The sequence below is a fragment of the Neorhizobium sp. NCHU2750 genome, assembly GCF_003597675.1.
GTDB lineage: Bacteria > Pseudomonadota > Alphaproteobacteria > Rhizobiales > Rhizobiaceae > Neorhizobium.
Window position 1 is genome coordinate 1404856 of sequence record NZ_CP030827.1, and the last position, 22225, is coordinate 1427080.

Consider the following 22225-nt stretch of genomic DNA (forward strand, 5'->3'; position numbering starts at 1 on the left):
GTTGACAGACGCAAACGAGGCGGTCATATAGCCGCCACAGACGACGGGGCGCCAAGCTTCACCGTCTGACGAACTTGGTCTCACGATCCAGACGGAATACTGGAGGGATGCCCGAGTGGTTAAAGGGGACGGACTGTAAATCCGTTGGCTCAGCCTACGTTGGTTCAAATCCAACTCCCTCCACCATTCTGTTTCCGGATCTGAACCACACCGCGGGTATAGCTCAATGGTAGAGCAGCAGCCTTCCAAGCTGAATACGCGGGTTCGATTCCCGCTACCCGCTCCAGATTATTCCCAAAATCGCGCTTCTTTCTGATGTCGTCTGGTGCCGATGTCGGACGACGCTCGCCGCCACTTGCGGCCTGCCGCACCGCTTTGATCCGCGCCCGGACAGTGGCATTTTCCTAGCCTCCCTTGTGCCGGGGGCCTGCCGTAATTATGTCTTGCGCAATCCCATGGAAAGCCTTAAACGGCTGCACCAAACCCGGTTTCGGGTCCACCTCTATGTTCACAGGAAGCATTCAATGGCAAAGAGCAAGTTTGAGCGCAATAAGCCTCACGTCAACATCGGCACGATCGGTCACGTCGACCACGGCAAGACCTCGCTGACGGCTGCGATCACGAAGTACTTCGGTGAATTCAAGGCGTATGACCAGATCGACGCTGCTCCGGAAGAAAAGGCACGCGGCATCACCATCTCGACGGCCCACGTCGAATATGAGACGCCGAACCGCCACTATGCGCACGTTGACTGCCCCGGCCACGCCGACTACGTCAAGAACATGATCACCGGTGCTGCCCAGATGGACGGCGCGATCCTGGTTTGCTCGGCAGCTGACGGCCCGATGCCGCAGACCCGCGAGCACATCCTGCTTGCTCGCCAGGTTGGCGTTCCGGCAATCGTCGTGTTCCTCAACAAGGTCGACCAGGTCGACGACGCAGAACTTCTCGAGCTCGTCGAGCTTGAAGTTCGCGAACTCCTGTCCTCCTACGACTTCCCGGGCGACGACATTCCGGTCATCAAGGGCTCTGCTCTTGCTGCTCTGGAAGATTCCGACAAGAAGATCGGCGAAGACGCGATCCGCGAACTGATGGAAGCTGTCGATTCTTACATCCCGACGCCTGAGCGTCCGGTTGACCAGCCGTTCCTGATGCCGATCGAAGACGTGTTCTCGATCTCCGGCCGTGGTACGGTTGTGACCGGTCGCGTCGAGCGCGGCATTGTCAAGGTTGGTGAAGAAGTCGAAATCGTCGGCATCCGCGCCACCTCGAAGACGACGGTTACCGGCGTTGAAATGTTCCGCAAGCTGCTCGATCAGGGCCAGGCTGGCGACAACATCGGTGCACTGGTTCGCGGCGTTGACCGTAACGGCGTCGAGCGTGGCCAGATCCTGTGCAAGCCGGGCTCTGTCAAGCCGCACAAGAAGTTCAATGCCGAAGCCTACATCCTGACGAAGGAAGAAGGCGGCCGTCATACGCCGTTCTTCACCAACTACCGTCCGCAGTTCTACTTCCGCACGACGGACGTGACGGGTATCGTCACGCTTCCGGAAGGCACGGAAATGGTTATGCCGGGCGACAACGTCACGGTTGTTGTTGAGCTGATCGTTCCGATCGCGATGGAAGAAAAGCTGCGCTTCGCTATCCGCGAAGGCGGCCGCACCGTCGGCGCCGGCATCGTCGCCTCGATCATCGAGTAATCGATAGATCTTCGGATCAAAAAAGAGCCCCGCTGGAAACGGCGGGGCTTTTTCGTTGGAATGTAGCGCAGCGCATAACGGCCGAGATTTCGGCAGCTTAGCCGAAGAGCTCGCCTTGATAGCGAAACACGCCGCGATTGCGCATCTTTCTCCAGCTTTCCGGCAGCCGCTCGCGCTCGTCCAGCAGTCGCGCGGCGACATTGTCGGCTCCGGTCTTGAGCGCTGCCTTGCCGATGAATCCGCCGCGAACCTGCGTCGTTACCGCCAGCGCCCGCATGAAGGCGTCGAACAGGTCGGCATCGGGCAAGGGAGGCTGTCGCCAGAAGTCTGAGAGCGGCGCCTGCGAGGTCAGTCCCGCTACGTCATAGATGGCCGAACCGAGCGCGATCACCGGGCGGCCGAGAGCAAGCGCCGTCAGGCCGACCGTCGAATTGACGGTCACCACCCCGGCAGAGCGCTCGATCAGTCGCTCCGTATCCCCGCCATCGGCCAGAAATACCCGCCCTGAGACGCCAAGACGTCTTGCAGCCTTTTCTATTCGCTCCGGCCAGCGCGACAGGCCGTTGTCGATCGGATGAACTTTGAACAGCAGCCGCGTCTCGGATGGCGCATGACGGGTGAAGGAGGCGATAACGGCCTCGACGATCGCGAAGAGATCGCCACCCGGTGCATGGCGGATGATCTGATAGTCGCCGGGCAATTGCAGTGGAAACAGGAAAAACCGGGGAGCTCCACTTGTCGGCGCGGTCGTGGCGGCGGCAATGGCCCGCTCGGCCTTGGCTCGACGTCTCCGGGCGGTGACGGCCTTCCACACCCAGCCACTATATTCGACGATCGGATGGGCCGCGCCATGGGTCCGGTAATGAGGGTGGAGCAGGGCGCCTGGCACGACATTGGGAATATGGTAAACAAGATCGTAAAGCGCATAGGTAAGGAAACTGGAGCGGAACAACCCGCCTCGATCGACAGCCGGAGCGCCTTCGGCAAGCTTGCGGATGGCATCCGGTTCCTGTGGAAAACGTGAATGCGCAGACATGCCGTCCGGCTCTATCGTCAGCCAGTCCGGCCGCAAATATCCGTGTTCTATCACATGCACGCGGATGCCCTCGGCGATCCCGAAATCCGCTGCTGCAGCGTGATAATCCCGTCCGTCTCCGAGCATGACGAGATCGGTCACCGCATGGTGACGGATATAGGATGCCAGGAAAGCCGGCCAGTTCTTCTTGCTGCCCCGATAGAAGTTGCCTCTTTTCGGCCACCAGAAGGCCATGTCGCCAAGGCAGAAGTTGATTCGCTTCACCTTGGCTCCGGTGGCTTCCAGCCGGTCGGCAACGAGCCGGAAGAAGGGTGATGCCGGTCCCTGCAGGAAGAGAAAGGTCCGTGCGTTCATGTCACAGTGCTCACGCGATTTGGCATCTTGCATCCGTATTTGCATTGACGGCGGAGCCCGTTTGATGACAATGCCAACCACCTTAATGACGAATGGCTGAAAATCACTGCTTTCGTGTCCGCTTGTCCGGCGCACCAAAGGTCGAAAAGGTAACAGATCGCGTATGACCAAAGTTCTCTTTCTGCAAGGTCCTCCTTCGGTTTTCTGGAGAGAACTGTCGGATGCCTTCGAAGCTCAGGGCGTCGAAACCCGGCGGGTGAACTTCTCCTTCGGAGATCAGGTCTACTGGTTCAAGCGTGGCGCGATCAACTATCGCGGCACATTGAAGAAGTGGCCGCGCTATCTGGCGGCGCTTTTGAAGCGCGAGGGTATTACCGACATCCTTTATTATGCCGATCGTCTTCCCTACCACCGGTTCGCCGCAAGGGTGGCGAGGCGCCTCGGCGTGCGCTGTCACGCGGTGGAATTCGGCTACCTGCGTCCCGACTGGGTGACGCTCGAGCGTGACGGCATGGGGCGCTTCTCGCATTTCCCCAACGATCCGGACAGCATCCGCAAGATCGCGGCGCAGGTCGGTGATCCGGATTTGAAGAACCGCTATCCGCATACATTCGGCCAGGAAGGCACCAACGAGGTCGTCTACAATCTCGTTGCCTATTTCGGCCGCCTGATGTTCCCATTCTACCGGTCCGACAAGTATTACGATCCGCTGTTTGACTACCTGTCCTGGCTGCCGCGCATGTTCCGCGAGCGCCACGACCTGCCGGAAGGCTATTTCGACGACAAGCTGAAGCGCAATTACCTTCTCGCCCTCCAGCTCCAGAGCGACTACCAGATTCGTGCCAATTCGCCCTATCGCCATCTGTCGCAGATGCTCGACCAGGTGATGCAGTCCTTCTCCCGTCACGCGCCTGAAAACGGCCGCCTGATCGTCAAGCAGCATCCGCTCGACAACGATCTGGAGAGCTGGCGCAAGGTTGTTGCCGAACTCGCCGAGAAATACCGCATCCAGAACCGGGTCGTCTTCGTCGAAAAGGGCCATCTCGGCGAGATGCTCAAGCACTGCCACGGATCGATCATCGTCAACTCCACGACCGGATTGCACAGCCTGCGGGCCGACGTTCCGACCATCGTCCTCGGCACTGCCATTTTCGACATGCCGGGGCTGACCCATCAGGGCGGTCTCGATGCCTTCTGGCGGCATCCGGAGCGAATCGACCGTAGCCTGCTTGCCTGTTTCATCCGCGCGCTGGCCGGAACGATCCAGGTGAAGGGCAATTTCTATCACCGCGAAGGTCGCAAGCTGGGGATCGCCACGATCGTCGAGCGCATCGTCGCAGAGAAGGTGAATCAGCCGGATGCCTATGTCGCGGTCCCTCCGCGCCTCTCCTGGCGTCGCTTGCCCATGCCCCAGGCACAGAAGGGCCTGCAGGGGTTGCTGCCGGGAACGATCGATATCGCCGGCAGCGATATTCTGGGTGTCGGCGACAACGGCCTTGCGGGCGCGCATATGAGCGACGCCGTCGATCCTCGCACCGGTGGCTACCGATAGCCGCGGAGAAGATAAAAAACACACTTGCCAAGTCGGGCGAGGCACCTTAAAGGGAGCGCCTAGCTTGAAGGCGGCGGCGAAGAATTGCTTCTGATCCGCTCCGGGAAAGTGAAGGGGTATAGCTCAGTTGGTAGAGCGGCGGTCTCCAAAACCGCAGGTCGGGGGTTCGAGCCCCTCTGCCCCTGCCAGTCCTAAAATGACCGCGGATAAGTCTTCGGGGCCATCGGGTTGGCCAAGCCGCGAAATCGGCGAAATTTCATCGAACACCGTTTTGCCTCTTGTGTAAAGAGGATCTGGTGTTTATGTAGGGCAAAACAGACACGCGGTGCGTGGGGCTGATCGTGTTCGGCTTTACGTGCCGTAATTGCGTGGAAAATCGATGGCATCCAAGACCAATCCGGTGACGTTCTTCAAGCAGGTTCGCTCCGAAGCCTTGAAAATCACATGGCCGTCGCGTCGCGAGACCGCGATCTCCACGGCGATGGTGTTGGTAATGGTTGTCTTTGCCGCCCTGTTTTTCTTCGCTGCTGACCAGCTTATCGGTTGGTTGATTCGTCTTGTGCTGAACGTCAGCGTTTGATTCTGGAGAGTGAAGATGGCGGCGCGCTGGTACATCGTCCACGCATATTCGAACTTTGAAAAGAAGGTCGCAGACGACATCGAGAACAAGGCTCGCCAGAAAGGGCTTGAGCATCTGTTCGAGAAGATCCTCGTGCCGACCGAGAAGGTGGTTGAAGTGCGCCGCGGCCGCAAGGTCGATGCCGAGCGCAAGTTCTTCCCGGGCTACGTCCTCGTTCGTGCGAACCTGACGGACGAAGCCTATCACCTGATCAAGAATACGCCGAAGGTCACCGGCTTCCTCGGTTCCGACAACAAGCCGGTTCCGATCCCGGACTTCGAGGCCGAGCGCATCCTTGGTCAGGTCCAGGAAGGCGTCGAGCGCCCCAAGTCCTCGATTTCGTTCGAGATCGGCGAACAGGTTCGTGTCTCGGATGGTCCGTTCGCTTCTTTCAACGGTGTCGTTCAGGATGTCGACGAAGAGCGGTCCCGCCTCAAGGTCGAGGTTTCGATCTTCGGTCGTGCGACCCCGGTCGAGCTGGAATACGGTCAGGTCGAGAAGGTCTGATGTTTCGAATGGGGCCCGCATGTCGGGCCTCGCGCGGTGAAAGCCGCGAAACCGCGTGGAAGGTGAGGGGTCTTAGCCGGGCTCCAACGATCCGGACCACGCAACCGCAGCCGCCGGGTCAACCCGGCAAGTTGGGTCGGGAAACCGTCCCGTTCGTGAAAGGCAGAGAGATATGGCTAAGAAAGTAGCAGGCCAGCTCAAGCTTCAGGTCAAGGCAGGATCGGCAAACCCGTCCCCGCCGATCGGCCCGGCGCTTGGTCAGCGTGGCATCAACATCATGGAATTCTGCAAGGCGTTCAATGCCGCCACGCAGGAAATGGAAAAGGGTATGCCGATCCCGGTCGTCATCACCTATTACCAGGACAAGTCCTTCACCTTCGTCATGAAGCAGCCGCCGGTTTCCTACTGGCTGAAGAAGGAAGCGAAGATCACCTCCGGTTCCAAGACGCCTGGTAAGGGCGGCAAGGCCGGTACCCTCACCAAGGCTCAGATCAAGACGATCGCCGAAGCCAAGATGAAGGATCTCAACGCTGCCGATATCGAAGGCGCAATGGCCATGATCGAGGGCTCTGCCCGCGCCATGGGCCTGGAAGTGGTGGCATAACATGGCAAAGCTTGCAAAGCGTATTCAGAAGATCCGCGAAGGCGTTGATCCGACCAAGCTCGTAGCCCTTTCCGACGCCATCTCGATGGTCAAGGAACGTGCCGTTGCCAAGTTCGACGAAACGGTCGAAATCGCCATGAACCTCGGCGTTGATCCGCGTCACGCAGACCAGATGGTCCGCGGCGTTGTCAACCTGCCGAACGGCACCGGCCGCGACGTTCGCGTTGCCGTCTTCGCTCGTGGTGCCAAGGCTGATGAAGCCAAGGCTGCCGGTGCAGACATCGTCGGCGCCGAAGACCTGGTCGAAATCGTCCAGGGCGGCAAGATCGACTTCGATCGCTGCATCGCCACCCCGGACATGATGCCGCTCGTCGGTCGCCTCGGTAAGGTTCTCGGCCCGCGTGGCATGATGCCGAACCCGAAGGTTGGCACGGTTACGATGGACGTCGCTGGTGCCGTCAAGGCTTCCAAGGGCGGCGCCGTCGAGTTCCGCGTCGAAAAGGCCGGTATCGTTCATGCCGGCATCGGCAAGGCCTCCTTCGACGCCAAGGCGCTCGAAGAAAACATCAAGGCTTTCGCTGACGCCGTCATCAAGGCAAAGCCGGCTGGCGCCAAGGGTAACTACGTCAAGCGCGTAGCGATCTCCTCGACCATGGGTCCGGGCGTCAAGATCGACCCGTCGTCGGTCAACGCATAAGTTTCGCCGGGGCTTTTGCTCCGGTCATCAAGAATTTCCGGCTCTCGCGAGCCGGAAATTTCCGGAGAAATCCGGAATTCCTGTCCGAGATTGTGGGTGGCTCATATCCTTTGGGGTTAGGCCTTAATAATTCAAACCTGCATGAGACGGGTAAGACCCAAGTTTTCAGGATGCGTCATGCGTCCTTAGGAAAATGGTTCGAGCCTGGTGTGCCTTGTGCCTGAAGCTTTTTGAAAGCGGCAGTGCAGGGGGGCAGGATCCTCAAGCGCCGTTTGGGAATCTTGAATAAAGATGCCCGAAAGGCAAAGGCAAACCGATGGGGCCTGCAGGATTGCGGTCCCGTCAACTGGAGACAGACAGTGGAAAGAGCGGAAAAACGCGAATTCGTCACGGAGCTGAACGAAGTCTTCAAGGCTTCCGGTTCGGTTGTCGTGGCCCACTATGCTGGTGTCACAGTTGCGCAGATGAACGACTTCCGTTCGAAGATGCGCGCTGCTGGCGGCACCGTCAAAGTCGCGAAGAACCGCCTGGCCAAGATCGCTCTTCAGGGTACGGAGTCGGAAGGGATCGTCGATCTCTTCAAGGGTCAGACGCTTATCGCATATAGCAATGATCCGATCACGGCACCGAAGGTCGTCATGGACTTCGCCAAGACCAACGACAAGGTCGTTGTTCTGGGTGGCGCCATGGGTTCCACGACGCTCGACGCAGAAGCAGTCAAGTCGCTTGCGACCCTGCCTTCGCTCGACGAGCTGCGTGCAAAGCTTCTGGGCATGATCCAGACGCCGGCTACCCGTATCGCAGGGGTTGTTGCAGCACCGGCAAGCCAGCTTGCCCGCGTGTTCGCGGCCTATGCAAAGAAGGACGAAGCCGCTTAAGGCGGTTTTTCGCTGTTCAAAACCAAGTTCGAACCAATATAAGGAACTATGAAAATGGCTGATCTCGCAAAGATCGTTGAAGACCTCTCGGCCCTGACCGTTCTGGAAGCTGCTGAGCTTTCCAAGATGCTCGAAGAAAAGTGGGGCGTTTCCGCCGCTGCTCCGGTAGCTGTTGCTGCTGCTGGCGGCGCTGGCGCTCCGGCTGCTGCCGAAGAAGAAAAGACCGAATTCGACGTTATCCTGGTTGACGCTGGCGCCAACAAGATCAACGTCATCAAGGAAGTCCGCGGCATCACCGGCCTCGGCCTCAAGGAAGCCAAGGACCTCGTCGAAGGCGCTCCGAAGCCGGTCAAGGAAGCTGTTTCCAAGGCTGAAGCTGCAGACCTCAAGAAGAAGCTTGAGGATGCCGGCGCTAAGGTCGACGTCAAGTAATACTGGAATGTGGCGGGGGAGAGCCTATCTCTCTCCCGTCCGTTTCTTTGGAACTTATTACCCAGGATCCGTGTCAGAACGGCTCCTGGGTAATGGGTTCTCAAGAGGATGGTCCCCACCGGGACGCTAGGCAATCCGGCCTAGGGTATCGGCAAGCGGGACGAGATTGAGAAACCATGTTCGACGGTATATCGGTTGGCCTCCGATAGCCGTCCGTTGCAGGCCCGGATGCAATTTTGAAGGAGCGACGATGGCTCAGCAGACCCTTTCGTTTAATGGTCGCAGGCGCGTACGCAAGTTTTTTGGTAAAATCCCTGAAGTCACGGAGATGCCGAACCTGATCGAGGTTCAGAAGGCATCCTATGACCAATTCCTGATGGTAGAAGAGCCCAAGGGCGGCCGTCCGGACGAAGGCCTGAATGCGGTCTTCAAGTCCGTCTTCCCGATCACCGATTTCTCCGGTGCTTCGATGCTCGAGTTCGTCTCCTACGAATTCGATCCGCCGAAGTTCGACGTCGAAGAATGCCGTCAGCGCGACCTGACCTACGCAGCTCCCCTCAAGGTGACGCTGCGTCTCATCGTGTTCGATATCGACGAGGATACTGGCGCGAAGTCGATCAAGGACATCAAGGAACAGTCCGTCTACATGGGCGACATGCCGCTCATGACGGATAACGGTACGTTCATCGTCAACGGTACCGAGCGCGTTATCGTGTCCCAGATGCACCGTTCGCCGGGCGTCTTCTTCGACCACGACAAGGGCAAGAGCCACTCTTCCGGCAAGCTGCTGTTTGCTGCGCGCGTCATCCCCTATCGCGGTTCCTGGCTCGATATCGAATTCGACGCCAAGGACATCGTCTTTGCCCGTATCGACCGTCGCCGCAAAATTCCGGTCTCGTCGCTGCTGATGGCCCTCGGCATGGACGGCGAAGAAATCCTGTCGACCTTCTACACGAAGTCGAACTACGAGCGTTCCGGCGACGGCTGGCGCATTCCCTTCAACGCGGAAACGCTGAAGGGTGCCAAGGCGCTTGCCGACATGGTCGACGCGGATTCGGGCGAAGTCGTTGTAGAAGCCGGCAAGAAGCTGACCCCGCGTCTGCTCCGCCAGCTGACCGAAAAGGGCCTCAAGGCTCTCAAGGCGACCGATGACGACCTCTATGGCAACTTCCTTGCCGAAGACATCGTCAACTACCAAACCGGTGAAATCTATCTGGAAGCCGGCGACGAGATCGACGAGAAGACCCTGCCGATCATCATCGACGCAGGCTTCGACGAGATCCCGGTTCTCGGCATCGACCACATCAATGTCGGCGCCTATATCCGCAACACGCTTGCCGCCGACAAGAACGAGAACCGTCAGGACGCTCTGTTCGACATCTACCGCGTCATGCGTCCGGGTGAACCGCCGACCATGGAATCTGCGGAAGCCATGTTCAACTCGTTGTTCTTCGATGCCGAGCGCTACGACCTTTCGGCCGTCGGTCGCGTCAAGATGAACATGCGTCTCGACCTGCAGGTCGAAGATACCGTTCGCGTTCTGCGCAAGGACGACATCCTGGCGGTGGTCAAGATGCTGGTCGAGCTGCGTGACGGCAAGGGCGAAATCGACGACATCGACAACCTCGGCAACCGCCGTGTTCGTTCCGTCGGCGAGCTGATGGAAAACCAGTACCGTCTCGGCCTGCTCCGCATGGAGCGCGCGATCAAGGAACGCATGTCGTCGATCGAAATCGACACCGTCATGCCGCAGGACCTGATCAACGCCAAGCCGGCTGCTGCCGCCGTTCGCGAATTCTTCGGCTCCTCGCAGCTGTCGCAGTTCATGGACCAGGTGAACCCGCTTTCGGAAATCACCCACAAGCGCCGTCTTTCGGCACTTGGCCCGGGTGGTCTGACCCGCGAGCGCGCAGGCTTCGAAGTCCGCGACGTTCACCCGACCCACTACGGCCGTATTTGCCCGATCGAAACGCCGGAAGGCCCGAACATCGGTCTGATCAACTCGCTTGCAACCTTCGCCCGCGTCAACAAGTACGGCTTCATCGAAAGCCCGTACCGCAAGATCGTCGACGGCAAGGTCACCAACGAAGTGCTCTACCTCTCCGCTATGGAAGAGGCCAAGTACTACGTCGCCCAGGCGAACTCGGAACTGAACGCGGCCGGTGAATTCGTTGAAGAATTCGTGGTCTGCCGTCATGCCGGCGAAGTCATGCTGTCCCCGCGCGACACCATCAACCTGATGGACGTTTCGCCGAAGCAGCTCGTCTCCGTTGCCGCGGCTCTGATCCCGTTCCTCGAAAACGACGACGCCAACCGCGCTCTGATGGGCTCGAACATGCAGCGTCAGGCCGTGCCGCTGGTTCGTGCCGAAGCTCCGTTCGTCGGTACCGGCATGGAACCGGTCGTCGCCCGTGACTCCGGTGCTGCCATCGCTGCCCGTCGTGGCGGCGTGGTCGACCAGGTCGATGCGACCCGTATCGTTATCCGCGCTACGGAAGATCTCGATGCCGGCCGTTCCGGCGTTGACATCTACCGCCTGCAGAAGTTCCAGCGTTCCAACCAGAACACCTGCGTCAACCAGCGTCCGCTGGTCGCCGTTGGCGACGTTCTGAACCGCGGTGACATCATCGCTGACGGTCCGTCCACGGATCTCGGCGACCTGGCGCTCGGCCGCAACGCGCTCGTCGCGTTCATGCCCTGGAACGGCTACAACTACGAAGACTCGATCCTGATGTCGGAACGCATCGTCGCTGACGACGTGTTCACCTCCATCCACATCGAGGAATTCGAAGTTGCTGCCCGCGACACCAAGCTTGGTCCGGAAGAAATCACGCGCGACATTCCGAACGTTTCGGAAGAAGCGCTGAAGAACCTCGACGAAGCCGGTATCGTCTACATCGGCGCCGAAGTTCAGCCGGGCGACATCCTGGTCGGCAAGATCACCCCGAAGGGCGAAAGCCCGATGACGCCGGAAGAAAAGCTTCTGCGCGCCATCTTCGGTGAGAAGGCGTCCGACGTTCGCGACACCTCCATGCGCATGCCTCCGGGCACGTTCGGTACGGTCGTCGAAGTTCGCGTCTTCAACCGTCACGGCGTCGAAAAGGACGAGCGTGCGATGGCGATCGAGCGTGAGGAAATCGAACGCCTCGCCAAGGACCGTGACGACGAACAGGCGATTCTCGACCGTAACGTCTACGGCCGTCTGGTCGACATGCTGCGTGGCCAGATGTCGGTTGCCGGTCCGAAGGGCTTCAAGAAGGGCGTCGAGCTGTCCAACGCCGTCGTCTCCGAATATCCCCGCTCGCAGTGGTGGATGTTTGCCGTCGAGGACGAAAAGGTCCAGGGCGAGATCGAAGCGCTTCGCGCCCAGTACGACGAGTCGAAGTCGCTGCTCGAGCATCGCTTCATGGACAAGGTCGAAAAGGTCCAGCGCGGTGACGAAATGCCTCCGGGCGTCATGAAGATGGTCAAGGTCTTCGTCGCTGTGAAGCGCAAGATCCAGCCGGGCGACAAGATGGCCGGCCGTCACGGCAACAAGGGTGTCGTCTCGCGCATCGTTCCGATCGAGGACATGCCGTTCCTCGAAGATGGTACGCATGTCGACATCTGCTTGAACCCGCTCGGCGTGCCTTCGCGTATGAACGTTGGCCAGATCCTCGAAACGCACCTCGCATGGGCTTGCGCCGGAATGGGCAAGAAGATCGGCGAGATGCTCGACGAGTATCGCAAGACCATGGACATCGCCAACCTCAAGACGGTGCTGACCGACGTGTATTCCAGCCAGGCACGCGACGAAGTTTCCAACTTCGACGACGCTTCGCTGGTCAAGCTGGCCGAACAGTCCCGCAAGGGCGTCTCCATCGCAACGCCGGTCTTCGACGGTGCGCATGAGCCTGACGTCGCTTCGATGCTGAAAAAGGCCGGCCTGCACGAAAGCGGCCAGTCGGTTCTGTATGATGGCCGTACCGGCGAGCCTTTCGACCGCAAGGTCACCGTTGGCTACATGTACATGATCAAGCTGAACCACCTCGTGGACGACAAGATCCACGCGCGTTCGATCGGTCCGTACTCGCTCGTCACCCAGCAGCCGCTCGGTGGTAAGGCGCAGTTCGGCGGCCAGCGCTTCGGGGAAATGGAAGTCTGGGCTCTGGAAGCCTATGGCGCCGCCTACACCCTGCAGGAAATGCTGACCGTGAAGTCGGACGACGTGGCAGGCCGTACCAAGGTCTATGAGGCGATCGTTCGTGGCGACGATACCTTCGAGGCGGGCATTCCGGAGAGCTTCAACGTTCTCGTCAAGGAAATGCGCTCTCTCGGCCTGTCGGTCGAGCTGGAAAACTCGAAGATCGAGCTTCCTGCCGAGGATCAGCTGCCGGACGCAGCCGAGTAACGGTTTGACAAGGGTGCGCGTGGGAAATCGCGCGCACCGCTCCCTCCCTGGGTTTTGATTCGGGGAGGGGAGTTTCGCCGCATTTGGCGTCTATTGTCATCAAGGGTCGGGATCGACATCCCGGGAATTCGTCGGTCAACGACCCGAGTGAGGGCTTGAAAGCCCCATCAAGGAGACAGGCATGAACCAAGAGGTCATGAACCTTTTCAACCCGCAGGTGCCGGCACAGCACTTTGACTCGATCCGCATCTCGATCGCGTCGCCGGAGAAGATTCTCTCCTGGTCCTACGGCGAGATCAAGAAGCCGGAAACCATCAACTACCGTACGTTCAAGCCCGAACGCGACGGCTTGTTCTGCGCGCGCATCTTCGGTCCCATCAAGGACTACGAATGCCTGTGCGGCAAGTACAAGCGCATGAAGTACAAGGGCATCATCTGCGAAAAGTGCGGCGTCGAAGTCACGCTGTCGCGCGTTCGCCGCGAGCGCATGGGCCATATCGAGCTCGCCGCTCCCGTTGCCCATATCTGGTTCCTGAAGTCGCTTCCCTCGCGCATCTCGACTCTGCTCGACATGACGCTGAAGGATGTCGAGCGTGTTCTCTATTTCGAGAACTACATCGTCACCGAGCCGGGCCTGACTGCTCTGAAGGAGAACCAGCTTCTCTCCGAAGAAGAGTACATGATCGCCATCGACGAATATGGTGAAGACCAGTTCACCGCGATGATCGGCGCCGAGGCCATCTACGAGATGCTCGCCTCGATGAATCTTGAAAAGATCGCCGGCGAACTGCGTACCGATCTTGCTGAGACCACCTCGGATCTCAAGCAGAAGAAGCTGATGAAGCGTCTGAAGATCGTCGAGAATTTCATCGAATCCGGCAACCGTCCGGAATGGATGATCATGAAGGTCGTGCCGGTCATCCCGCCGGACCTGCGCCCGCTGGTTCCGCTCGATGGCGGCCGTTTCGCGACGTCTGACCTGAACGATCTCTATCGCCGCGTCATCAACCGTAACAATCGTCTGAAGCGCCTGATCGAACTGCGCGCTCCGGGCATCATCATCCGTAACGAAAAGCGCATGCTGCAGGAATCTGTGGACGCGCTGTTCGATAACGGCCGCCGCGGCCGCGTCATCACCGGCGCCAACAAGCGTCCGCTGAAGTCGCTGTCCGACATGCTCAAGGGCAAGCAGGGCCGCTTCCGCCAGAACCTTCTCGGCAAGCGCGTCGACTATTCCGGCCGTTCGGTCATCGTGACCGGTCCGGAACTGAAGCTGCATCAATGCGGCCTGCCGAAGAAGATGGCGCTCGAACTGTTCAAGCCGTTCATCTACGCCCGTCTTGACGCCAAGGGCTTCTCGTCCACCGTCAAGCAGGCCAAGAAGCTGGTCGAAAAGGAAAAGCCGGAAGTCTGGGATATCCTCGACGAGGTCATCCGCGAGCATCCGGTTCTGTTGAACCGCGCACCGACGCTGCACCGCCTGGGCATCCAGGCCTTCGAACCGACTCTGGTCGAAGGCAAGGCCATCCAGCTGCACCCGCTCGTCTGCACGGCCTTCAACGCCGACTTCGACGGCGACCAGATGGCCGTTCACGTGCCGCTGTCGCTCGAAGCCCAGCTCGAAGCCCGCGTCCTGATGATGTCGACGAACAACATCCTGCATCCGGCAAACGGTGCACCGATCATCGTTCCGTCGCAGGACATGGTTCTCGGCCTGTACTACCTGTCGATTATGAACGAGCGCGAGCCGGGCGAAGGCATGGCCTTCTCCGACATGGGCGAACTGCACCACGCCTTGGAAAACAAGGTCGTCACGCTGCATTCGAAGATCAAGGGTCGCTTCAAGACCATGGATGCCGAAGGCAAGCTGGTCTCCAAGATCTACGACACGACGCCTGGCCGTCTGATCATTGGCGAACTTCTGCCGAAGAACGTCAACGTGCCGTTCGAGACCTGCAACCAGGAAATGACCAAGAAGAACATCTCCAAGATGATCGACACGGTCTACCGTCATTGCGGTCAGAAGGACACGGTCATCTTCTGCGACCGCATCATGCAGCTCGGCTTTACCCATGCCTGCCGCGCGGGCATTTCGTTCGGCAAGGACGACATGATCATCCCGGATTCGAAGCACAAGATCGTCGGTGACACCGAAGCTCTCGTGAAGGAATACGAGCAGCAGTACAATGACGGCCTGATCACTCAGGGCGAGAAGTACAACAAGGTCGTCGACGCTTGGGGTAAGGCAACCGAAAAGGTCGCCGAAGACATGATGGCCCGCATTAAGGCCGTCGAATTCGACGCCGAGACCGGTCGCCAGAAGCCGATGAACGCCATCTACATGATGTCCCACTCGGGTGCCCGTGGTTCTCCGAACCAGATGCGCCAGCTGGGCGGCATGCGCGGCCTGATGGCGAAGCCGTCGGGTGAAATCATCGAGACGCCGATCATCTCGAACTTCAAGGAAGGCCTGACCGTTAACGAGTACTTCAACTCGACCCACGGTGCCCGTAAGGGTCTGGCAGACACCGCCTTGAAGACGGCAAACTCCGGTTACCTGACCCGTCGTCTCGTCGACGTGGCGCAGGATTGCATCGTCAACCTCGTGGATTGCGGCACCGAAAACGGCCTCACCATGACCGCCATCGTCGATGCCGGTCAGGTTGTTGCTTCTATCGGCGCCCGCGTTCTCGGACGCACCGCGCTCGACAATATCGATCATCCGGTCACGGGTGAGCGCATCGTCGACGCCGGCAAGATGATCCTCGAGCCGGATGTCATCGAAATCGAGAAGGCTGGCATCCAGTCGATCCGCATTCGCTCCGCACTGACCTGCGAAGTACAGACGGGCGTCTGCTCGGTCTGCTACGGCCGTGACCTTGCTCGCGGTACGCCGGTCAACATGGGCGAAGCAGTCGGCGTCATTGCCGCTCAGTCGATCGGTGAGCCGGGTACCCAGCTGACCATGCGTACGTTCCACCTTGGTGGCACGGCAAACGTCGTCGACTCGTCGTTCCTGGAAGCTTCGTATGAAGGTACGATCCTGCTCAAGAACCGCAACGTCCTGCGCAACTCCGAAAACGTTCTCGTCGCGATGGGCCGTAACATGTCCATCACCATTCTCGACGAGCGCGGTGTCGAGCGTTCCTCGCAGCGCGTCGCCTACGGTTCGAAGCTGCATATCGATGACGGCGACAAGGTTCGTCGCGGTCAGCGCCTTGCAGAATGGGATCCGTACACCCGCCCGATGATGACGGAAGTCGCCGGCACGGTTCAGTTCGAAGATGTCTTCGATGGCATCTCGGTTCTGGAATCCACCGACGAATCCACCGGCATCACCAAGCGTCAGGTCATTGACTGGCGTTCGACCCCACGCGGTGCGGATCTGAAGCCGGCAATCGTCATCAAGGACGCCTCCGGCGCCGTGATGAAGTTGTCGCGTGGTGGTGAAGCCCGCTTCAACCTCAACGTCGAGGCCATCCTCTCGGTTGAACCGGGTCAGAAGGTTTCCCAGGGTGACGTGCTTGCGCGTATCCCGATGGAAAGCGCCAAGACCAAGGACATCACCGGTGGTCTGCCGCGCGTCGCCGAACTGTTCGAAGCCCGTCGTCCGAAGGACCACGCCATCATCGCTGAGATCGATGGTACGATCCGCCTCGGCCGCGACTACAAGAACAAGCGTCGCGTCATGATCGAGCCGGCGGAAGACGGTGTCGAGCCGACCGAATACCTGATCCCGAAGGGCAAGCCCTTCCATCTTCAGGAAGGTGACTATATCGAAAAGGGTGACTACATCCTCGACGGTAACCCGGCGCCGCACGACATCCTGGCGATCAAGGGCGTGGAAGCACTTGCTTCCTACCTGGTCAACGAAATCCAGGAAGTCTACCGTCTGCAGGGCGTTGTCATCAACGACAAGCACATCGAAGTGATTGTCCGCCAGATGCTCCAGAAGGTGGAAATCACCGATGCTGGTGACTCGACCTATATCGTCGGCGACAATGTCGACCGGATCGAGCTGGAAGACGTCAACGACGCGCTGATCGAAGAAGGCAAGAAGCCTGCCTATGGCGAGCCGGTTCTGCTCGGCATCACCAAGGCATCGCTTCAGACGCCGTCCTTCATCTCGGCCGCATCCTTCCAGGAGACCACCAAGGTTCTCACGGAAGCTGCGATCGCCGGCAAGGTCGACACGCTGCAGGGTCTGAAGGAAAACGTCATCGTCGGCCGCCTTATCCCGGCTGGTACCGGCGGCACCATGACGCAGATCCGCCGCATCGCCACGTCTCGCGACGACCTCATCCTCGAGGAACGCAAGAAGGGCACGGGTTCCGACACGGCAACCCCGATGCTGCGCGACATGAACGCGGAAAACACGCCGGCCGAGTAATCACTCGCAACGTCGTTTGAATTGAGAGAGCCGCCCGGAGCGATCCGGGCGGCTCTTCTGCATTTGGCGACGACGAGCGGTGGTGTGACTGGCTCCTTCCATCTGGCGCGGCAGGAGGAATGCCAAACAAAAAAGCCGCCGAAGGAAATCGGCGGCTTTTCCAACATGCGACGAGTGATGCTTACAGTCCGAGCGCGCTGCGCAGTTCCGCCTTCGCGGCGGCATATTCCTCACGGTAGTCTTCATGCTGCATGATCGTCTGGGCGATCGCGATGCCGGAAATGCGGCCGGCTTCGATGTCGCTCGGATAGTGGATGCCGCCGATCACGCGGTTCCAGCCATATTCCCAGCCGCGCGCCATGATCTGCTGCTTCTTTTCCGGCAGCATGTCGGAGAGCACCACGGCCATCAGCGTGCCGGTGGTCGTATGACCGGACGGATAGGAGCCGGATTTCGACAACGGAACGACCGGCTTGATCAGGTCGGGATAGAGAAGGTGAGGGCGGGTGCGTTTCCACACGTCCTTCGCCGGATCGACGACGGCATCGCTCGTCGCTAGGATGCGATCGAAGAAGGCCGAGAATTTCGGCAGGTTTTCCGTGGCGAATTTCGGATTGTCGACGACGTCGGCAAACCGCCAGATCTCTTCATGCGCATCGGCCTGGGCACGGGCCTCCATCTCCGGCGTGCGGGTGACCTGGATGGTCAGCAACTGGCCGATTTCCTGCTTGGTCTTGGCGGAATCATTGGCCGGAGGCGGCGGCAGAAGATCGGTGAGATTGACCTCCTTGGCATCGGTAAACGGCTTGGCGGTTTCGTCGGCGAGAACCGGCGAGGCGACGGCGACGCTGAAGGCGAGGCTGAGCGAGAACAACGCGGAAAGGGTGCGCATGAATGATCCTCTGAAGGGAATGATGACCCGAGGACCTCTATCCGCGCCGTGTTCCGTGTCTGTGACAGTTCCTTATCCGGCAACATTAACTTTCGTCCATATCGCTGGATGGTGACGAGGAGCCTTGTAACTCCTGCGCTTGAGTAAGTGCGCGCAACGTCCTTTGCCGATGGCTCAGCCTTGAAATCGGCCCAGATATAGTTTCGGCCCGAAGATCGTTCGTCATCCTCGGGCCGATATCGGATCAGTCGAAACGGATGATCGCCACTTCGCCTTCAAGCGCGCCCTGATAGGCTGATGCATGCGGCTCTTCCGGCGGCTCTTCCTGCAGCACGCCGATCTGGTCGAGATCGGCCTCGAGGAAGCCTTCCTCGGTCAGCGCGTTGAGCGCCTCGCGCACGGCGGAATCGTCATCGGGCGCCTTCAGCATGATGTGCAGTTCCACACCTTCGCCGCCCTTCGTCTCGTAACCCTTGCCGATGATGATGAAAACCATCGGGTCGTCGCTATTGTCGTTGTCGGCGGGGGAAATCATGATAGTCTCCTGAATGAGGTCGTCCTAGAACCAAGGCGATCGGACGAGGAAAGTTCCCTCATCAAATAGCGTCCTGCGCAGCGATTCCCAAACACAATCGGCAATCGTCCTCTGTTGTGGTAAAGCAGGCATCTGTTTGACGCAGGAAACCCTGGTAAACCGGGCTTCCGGGCATTATTTTGGGGCCGGCCCTTGACGTAGAAGGGTTAAAACAGTAAACGCCCCCGCATCGGAAGCCATGTGAGGCTCGTGCGTCTAGAGCGTCTTCGCTCCGGAGTTCGTCTCAAACAGGCTTCTAAAACGCACGTAGACTAAAAAAGAATGCTGTACGCATGACGCATTTGATATGCGTCCTCTGCCTTTCGTGGTCCATCCGCAAAGGGATCGGGCCACGTTTGTGTATGAGGCATGTGCTTGCAGTGGCCGGAAACGGCATCGCTATGGTCCCCAGCCGGGGGCTTGGAAGAAGATTTTGCAAGGGATGGGTATATGCCTACCGTAAACCAGCTGATCCGTAAGCCGCGTCAGGCAAACGTAAAGCGCAATAAGGTTCCTGCTCTGCAGGAAAACCCGCAGAAGCGCGGCGTTTGCACCCGCGTCTACACGACGACCCCGAAGAAGCCGAACTCGGCTCTGCGTAAGGTTGCCAAGATCCGCCTCACCAATGGCTTCGAAGTCATCGGCTATATCCCGGGTGAAGGTCACAACCTGCAGGAACACTCTGTCGTCATGATCCGTGGCGGCCGCGTAAAGGACTTGCCGGGCGTTCGTTACCACATCATCCGCGGCGTTCTCGATACCCAGGGTGTCAAGAACCGTAAGCAGCGCCGTTCGAAGTACGGTGCAAAGCGTCCGAAGTAATCCTTCGGGCCTTTTGACTTTATCAATCCGGCGCTGCGCGAGGTTCTCCGCGTGATAAAGCGCCCGTAACGTTTAGAGACGAGATTAGTATGTCCAGACGCCATCGTGCAGAGAAGCGTGAGATCAACCCGGACCCGAAGTTCGGCGATCTGATCGTCACCAAGTTCATGAATGCCATCATGCTCCACGGCAAGAAGTCCGTAGCTGAAAGCATTGTTTACGGCGCATTCGACGCTGTTCAGGGTAAGGCCAAGTCCGAGCCGCTCGCAATCTTCCATTCCGCGCTCGACAACGTCGCGCCGCATGTTGAAGTTCGCTCGCGCCGCGTCGGTGGTGCGACCTATCAGGTTCCGGTTGACGTGCGTCCGGAACGTCGCCAGGCCCTCGCGATCCGTTGGCTGATCGCTGCTGCCCGCAAGCGCAACGAAACCACCATGATCGATCGTCTCTCGGGCGAACTCATGGATGCCGCAAACAACCGTGGCTCTGCCGTCAAGAAGCGTGAAGACACGCACAAGATGGCTGACGCGAACCGCGCATTCTCGCACTACCGTTGGTAATTCTTATCCGATCGAATTTCGAAAGGCAGTCCTATGGCTCGCGAGTATAAAATCGAAGACTACCGAAATTTCGGTATCATGGCGCATATCGACGCCGGCAAGACCACGACCACTGAGCGCATCCTTTACTACACGGGTAAGTCTCACAAGATCGGTGAAGTTCATGACGGCGCTGCCACCATGGACTGGATGGAGCAGGAGCAGGAGCGTGGCATCACGATCACCTCTGCTGCCACCACGACCTTCTGGAAGGGCCGTGACGGTCACATGCGCCGTTTCAACATCATCGACACCCCCGGCCACGTCGACTTCACCATTGAAGTCGAGCGTTCGCTGCGCGTGCTCGACGGTGCTGTTGCCCTTCTCGATGCCAACGCAGGCGTAGAGCCGCAGACGGAAACCGTCTGGCGTCAGGCTGAGAAGTACAACGTTCCGCGCATGATCTTCTGCAACAAGATGGACAAGACCGGTGCGGACTTCTACCGCTCGGTCGAGATGATCAAGACCCGTCTTGGTGCCACCGCCGTCGTCATGCAGCTCCCGATCGGCGCTGAAAGCGAATTCAAGGGCGTTGTCGACCTGATCGAGATGAACGCTCTGGTATGGCGCGACGAATCGCTCGGCGCTGCCTGGGACGTTGTCGAAATCCCGGACGACCTGAAGGCCAAGGCTGAAGAATATCGCGAAAAGCTGATCGAGACCGTTGTCGAGATCGACGAAGAAGCGATGGAAGCCTACCTGAACGGCGACCTGCCGGACAACGACAAGATCCGTGCCCTGGTTCGCCGCGGCACCATCGACGTCAAGTTCCACCCGATGTTCTGCGGCACAGCGTTCAAGAACAAGGGCGTTCAGCCGCTGCTCGACGCCGTTGTCGATTACCTGCCGTCGCCGATCGACATTCCGGCGATCAAGGGCATCGACTTCAAGACCGAAGCCGATATCGAGCGTCATGCTGACGACAACGAGCCTCTCTCGATGCTCGCGTTCAAGATCATGAACGACCCCTTCGTCGGTTCGCTGACCTTCACCCGCATCTATTCCGGCAAGCTCGAAAAGGGTTCGTCGGTCATGAACACGGTCAAGGACAAGCGCGAGCGCGTCGGCCGCATGCTGCAGATGCACTCCAACTCGCGTGAAGACATCGAAGAAGCCTTTGCAGGCGACATCGTAGCTCTCGCAGGCCTCAAGGAAACCACCACTGGCGATACGCTCTGCGATCCGCTGAAGCCGGTTATCCTCGAGCGCATGGAGTTCCCCGAGCCGGTCATCCAGATCGCGATCGAGCCGAAGTCCAAGGGCGACCAGGAAAAGATGGGCCTCGCGCTCAATCGCCTCGCTGCCGAAGACCCGTCGTTCCGCGTCAAGACCGACCAGGAATCCGGCCAGACCATCATTGCCGGCATGGGCGAACTTCACCTCGACATTCTCGTCGACCGTATGCGTCGCGAGTTCAAGGTTGAAGCAAACGTCGGTGCTCCGCAGGTTGCCTACCGCGAAACCATCACGCGTCAGCACGAAGAAGACTACACGCACAAGAAGCAGTCCGGTGGTACCGGTCAGTTCGCGCGCGTCAAGATCGTCTTCGAACCGAACCCGGATGGCGAAGATTTCGTCTTCGAATCCAAGATCGTCGGCGGTGCAGTTCCGAAGGAATACATCCCGGGCGTTCAGAAGGGTATCGAAAGCGTTCTGTCTTCCGGTCCGCTGGCTGGCTTCCCGATGCTCGGCGTCAAGGCTACCCTCATCGATGGTGCCTTCCACGACGTCGACTCCTCGGTCCTCGCCTTCGAAATCGCATCGCGTGCCTGCTTCCGTGAAGCAGCCAAGAAGGCCGGCGCTCAGCTGCTTGAGCCGATGATGAAGGTCGAAGTCGTAACGCCGGAAGATTACGTCGGTGACGTTATCGGCGACCTGAACTCGCGTCGTGGCCAGATCCAGGGCCAGGAACAGCGCGGCATTGCGATCGTGATCAATGCTCACGTCCCGCTCGCCAACATGTTCAAGTATGTCGACAACCTGCGCTCCATGTCGCAGGGCCGTGCACAGTACTCGATGACCTTCGATCACTACGCACCGGTTCCGAACAACGTCGCTACCGAAATTCAGGCCAAGTATTCCGGTCAGAAGTAATCGGAATACCGATCCGAAATACGCCCCGGTCCCGTACCGGGGCGAACACATGAATTAGAACCCTTGAGGGTTCAGACAAAATGGA

At 59.1% G+C, this 22225-nt stretch carries 16 protein-coding genes and 3 tRNA genes; 16 read left to right on the forward strand and 3 right to left on the reverse strand.

Annotated elements, in window-relative coordinates; genetic code table 11:
* The first annotated feature begins 101 nt into the window (after nucleotides 1-101).
* From NCHU2750_RS06825 to tuf, 3 genes are all read left to right on the forward strand, one after another.
* Nucleotides 102-186 (forward strand) — tRNA-Tyr (locus NCHU2750_RS06825).
* Between the two features lie 26 nt (nucleotides 187-212).
* A tRNA-Gly gene (locus tag NCHU2750_RS06830) sits at nucleotides 213-286 on the forward strand.
* 238 nt (nucleotides 287-524) lie between these two features.
* The gene (tuf, locus tag NCHU2750_RS06835) at nucleotides 525-1700 is read left to right on the forward strand and encodes an elongation factor Tu (RefSeq protein WP_119939762.1); all 1176 of its coding nucleotides are present in this window, start codon (nucleotides 525-527) and stop codon (nucleotides 1698-1700) included.
* 97 nt (nucleotides 1701-1797) lie between these two features.
* Here tuf and NCHU2750_RS06840 read toward each other — a convergent pair whose 3' ends face one another.
* Nucleotides 1798-3090 (reverse strand): capsule polysaccharide biogenesis protein, encoded by a 1293-nt coding sequence (locus NCHU2750_RS06840; RefSeq protein WP_119939763.1) that lies wholly within the window; start codon nucleotides 3088-3090, stop codon nucleotides 1798-1800.
* Between the two features lie 163 nt (nucleotides 3091-3253).
* On the opposite strand from NCHU2750_RS06840, the gene NCHU2750_RS06845 reads away from it, so the two are divergent.
* The 10 genes from NCHU2750_RS06845 to rpoC all read left to right on the forward strand — a co-directional run bounded on the left by NCHU2750_RS06845 (nucleotide 3254) and on the right by rpoC (nucleotide 17159).
* Entirely contained in the window at nucleotides 3254-4642 is a 1389-nt protein-coding gene (locus NCHU2750_RS06845; protein WP_119939764.1) for a capsule polysaccharide biogenesis protein, read from the forward strand.
* Between the two features lie 112 nt (nucleotides 4643-4754).
* Nucleotides 4755-4830 (forward strand) — tRNA-Trp (locus NCHU2750_RS06850).
* A 191-nt stretch (nucleotides 4831-5021) separates the two neighbouring features.
* Nucleotides 5022-5222: a preprotein translocase subunit SecE gene (secE, locus tag NCHU2750_RS06855; RefSeq protein ID WP_119939765.1), complete on the forward strand. Its 201-nt coding sequence runs from the start codon at nucleotides 5022-5024 to the stop codon at nucleotides 5220-5222.
* Between the two features lie 15 nt (nucleotides 5223-5237).
* Nucleotides 5238-5768 (forward strand): transcription termination/antitermination protein NusG, encoded by a 531-nt coding sequence (gene nusG, locus NCHU2750_RS06860; RefSeq protein ID WP_119939766.1) that lies wholly within the window; start codon nucleotides 5238-5240, stop codon nucleotides 5766-5768.
* 172 nt (nucleotides 5769-5940) lie between these two features.
* A complete protein-coding gene (gene rplK, locus NCHU2750_RS06865; protein WP_112509939.1) occupies nucleotides 5941-6372 on the forward strand; it encodes a 50S ribosomal protein L11 in 432 nt (143 codons plus the stop codon).
* Nucleotide 6373: 1 nt separating this feature from the next.
* Complete coding sequence (rplA, locus tag NCHU2750_RS06870; protein WP_119939767.1) at nucleotides 6374-7069, forward strand: 50S ribosomal protein L1; 696 nt, start codon at nucleotides 6374-6376, stop codon at nucleotides 7067-7069.
* A 359-nt stretch (nucleotides 7070-7428) separates the two neighbouring features.
* Entirely contained in the window at nucleotides 7429-7947 is a 519-nt protein-coding gene (rplJ, locus tag NCHU2750_RS06875; RefSeq protein ID WP_119939768.1) for a 50S ribosomal protein L10, read from the forward strand.
* 54 nt (nucleotides 7948-8001) lie between these two features.
* Nucleotides 8002-8379 (forward strand): 50S ribosomal protein L7/L12, encoded by a 378-nt coding sequence (rplL, locus tag NCHU2750_RS06880; protein ID WP_119939769.1) that lies wholly within the window; start codon nucleotides 8002-8004, stop codon nucleotides 8377-8379.
* 250 nt (nucleotides 8380-8629) lie between these two features.
* Nucleotides 8630-12769 (forward strand): DNA-directed RNA polymerase subunit beta, encoded by a 4140-nt coding sequence (rpoB, locus tag NCHU2750_RS06885; RefSeq protein WP_119939770.1) that lies wholly within the window; start codon nucleotides 8630-8632, stop codon nucleotides 12767-12769.
* Nucleotides 12770-12950: 181 nt separating this feature from the next.
* Entirely contained in the window at nucleotides 12951-17159 is a 4209-nt protein-coding gene (rpoC, locus tag NCHU2750_RS06890; protein WP_119939771.1) for a DNA-directed RNA polymerase subunit beta', read from the forward strand.
* A gap of 181 nt (nucleotides 17160-17340) precedes the next feature.
* On the opposite strand, the gene NCHU2750_RS06895 is transcribed toward rpoC, so the two are convergent.
* Together NCHU2750_RS06895 and NCHU2750_RS06900 are read right to left on the reverse strand one after the other, a co-directional pair.
* Nucleotides 17341-18051 (reverse strand): acid phosphatase, encoded by a 711-nt coding sequence (locus NCHU2750_RS06895; protein WP_119939772.1) that lies wholly within the window; start codon nucleotides 18049-18051, stop codon nucleotides 17341-17343.
* A gap of 244 nt (nucleotides 18052-18295) precedes the next feature.
* Nucleotides 18296-18586, reverse strand: coding sequence for a transcriptional regulator (locus NCHU2750_RS06900; RefSeq protein WP_119939773.1), 291 nt, complete (start codon nucleotides 18584-18586; stop codon nucleotides 18296-18298).
* 489 nt (nucleotides 18587-19075) lie between these two features.
* Between NCHU2750_RS06900 and rpsL the strand changes: the two genes are divergently transcribed.
* The 3 genes from rpsL to fusA all read left to right on the forward strand — a co-directional run bounded on the left by rpsL (nucleotide 19076) and on the right by fusA (nucleotide 22140).
* Nucleotides 19076-19447 carry a 30S ribosomal protein S12 gene (gene rpsL / locus NCHU2750_RS06905; protein ID WP_003547537.1) on the forward strand — a complete coding sequence of 124 codons (372 nt, stop codon included), beginning with the start codon at nucleotides 19076-19078 and terminating at the stop codon, nucleotides 19445-19447.
* A gap of 89 nt (nucleotides 19448-19536) precedes the next feature.
* On the forward strand, nucleotides 19537-20007 hold the full coding sequence (gene rpsG / locus NCHU2750_RS06910) for a 30S ribosomal protein S7 (protein WP_119939774.1): 471 nt from the start codon (nucleotides 19537-19539) through the stop codon (nucleotides 20005-20007).
* Between the two features lie 33 nt (nucleotides 20008-20040).
* The gene (fusA, locus tag NCHU2750_RS06915) at nucleotides 20041-22140 is read left to right on the forward strand and encodes an elongation factor G (RefSeq protein ID WP_119939775.1); all 2100 of its coding nucleotides are present in this window, start codon (nucleotides 20041-20043) and stop codon (nucleotides 22138-22140) included.
* The last annotated feature ends 85 nt before the right edge of the window (nucleotides 22141-22225 follow it).